The sequence below is a fragment of the Laspinema olomoucense D3b genome (assembly GCF_025370785.1).
GTDB classification, from domain to species: Bacteria; Cyanobacteriota; Cyanobacteriia; order Cyanobacteriales; family Laspinemataceae; genus Laspinema; species Laspinema olomoucense.
In genome coordinates this window covers 1-1509 of record NZ_JAMXFA010000095.1, presented here as the reverse complement: position 1 = coordinate 1509, position 1509 = coordinate 1, and the positions used below count along the sequence as shown (strand labels likewise).

Below are 1509 nucleotides of genomic sequence, written 5' to 3'. Positions count from 1 at the left end.
TTCCTGTCTTTTGTGTTCGAGCAATACTCCTACAACCCTTGTACGGTAAGCTTTTTGCTTCTTTTCAGCAAGCCCTAGTTATCTCCTCAACCCTGTGATTATTCTAAGGGAATTTTGGTGATTGATGATTCTGGCGAACTCGCGTTGAACGTAGCTGGAGTAAGGATAAAAATTCCAGTTGCTCAGGCCCCTTTACTCCCTCTGGAACTGAAGCAAACCTCAACCCACGATCGACGGTAATGATCCGGATTCCGGTCAACCTAAGCGGGTGGGGGCAACCCCTAGCGATCGCATTGCTCCTATCCTCTCCCTCACACAACTCCGGCTGTTTTCAGCAGAGGGACGAGGCAATGCCTTATGCTGAATCATGAGAGGGTGGCGATCGGCCCCGAGCCATTCCTAGGGTATGCTAAGTTAAACCCTGATCTCGTTTTGACATCATTAATGGAGTAGCTTAATTGATGGAAGTTATTCGCACAGTACAAACCGTGAAAAATGGTCAAGTTTTATTAGACCTGCCTCCAGAACTTTCCGGGCAACAGGTCGAGATTGTTGTGTTTACGAAAAAACCTAATCCGGTTCCCAGAAAAAGTTTAAAAGGTGTCTTACAAAGTTATGCTAAACCGGATTTAATCTCTTTAGAATCTACTGCCTGGGAAAATGCAGCGGGGGAAAAGTATGGCGATCGCTGATGCAAATATTATTCTTCGCTACATCCTGAATGACCATGAGATATTATCAGCCAAAGCAGCGGAGATTATTGAAAATAATAGGGTAAATTTACCGATTGAAGTGGCTTGCGAGGTGGTATTTGTTCTCCAAAAAGTTTATCAGGTTGAAAGGGAGAAAATTCAAGAAGTATTAAGTCACTTAATTGAAGAGGATTTAGTTTGTCTGGAAAAGCCTAAATTATTGCTCAAAGCTTTAGAGGTGTATAGTGAAACAAAGTTTGATTTTGTAGATTGTCTTTTAGTATCCTATTGTAAAGTTTATCAAGAATCTATCTTTACTTTTGATAAAAAGTTAGAAAATCATCTTAACAGAGGTACTTAATTATAGAACTTTTGCCGCGATATGAGAATTAAAATAATCGGGACGTTGAATGTGGGAGAAAAATTTATGAGCATTGGGAGTTGGGTGAAATTTGCTAATTTCTTCCACTTTTGATTGACTTTTTCAGAAAACGTTCTGCCGCATTAAAACCACTGTTGCCACTTGATAATGACTTCAAAATATCGGCTGACGGGAGACGTGAAACTACAAATATTAGTCATAAACTATCCCTGATGGCGGCGTTGTTGTAGCTTTTGTTGCAGTTCAGAAAAAACTGTTTCCCCATCAACAACTTCACCCCGTTCTGAAGCGGCAACGCCAAGCATAATTTCCTCTTTCAATTCCTCAAACCGCCCTTGATAAATGTGTTCTCGTTCTTCTATCCCTCTTTTGTCACTCTAGGCAGAGGAAAATAAGAAATGTCCATCAGCCGAAGGAGGGAAGAGCGCGAAGCAA

Annotated in this window: 2 protein-coding genes; both read left to right on the top strand. The window is 41.2% G+C overall.

Features of this window, described 5'->3' with window-relative positions; all coding sequences use genetic code 11:
• Positions 1 to 461: 461 nt before the first annotated feature.
• Complete coding sequence (locus NG792_RS28780; RefSeq protein ID WP_261237804.1) at positions 462 to 692, top strand: hypothetical protein; 231 nt, start codon at positions 462 to 464, stop codon at positions 690 to 692.
• Complete coding sequence (locus NG792_RS28775) at positions 679 to 1053, top strand: type II toxin-antitoxin system VapC family toxin (protein WP_261237803.1); 375 nt, start codon at positions 679 to 681, stop codon at positions 1051 to 1053. Before NG792_RS28780 ends, NG792_RS28775 begins: the two co-directional genes overlap by 14 nt.
• Positions 1054 to 1509 lie beyond the last annotated feature (456 nt).

Excerpts from the sequence above, each read along its gene's own strand:
- NG792_RS28775 (WP_261237803.1), top strand. The coding sequence starts at position 679 with ATGGCGATCGCTGATGCAAATATTATTCTTCGCTACATCCTGAATGAC.
- NG792_RS28780 (WP_261237804.1), top strand. The coding sequence starts at position 462 with ATGGAAGTTATTCGCACAGTACAAACCGTGAAAAATGGTCAAGTTTTA.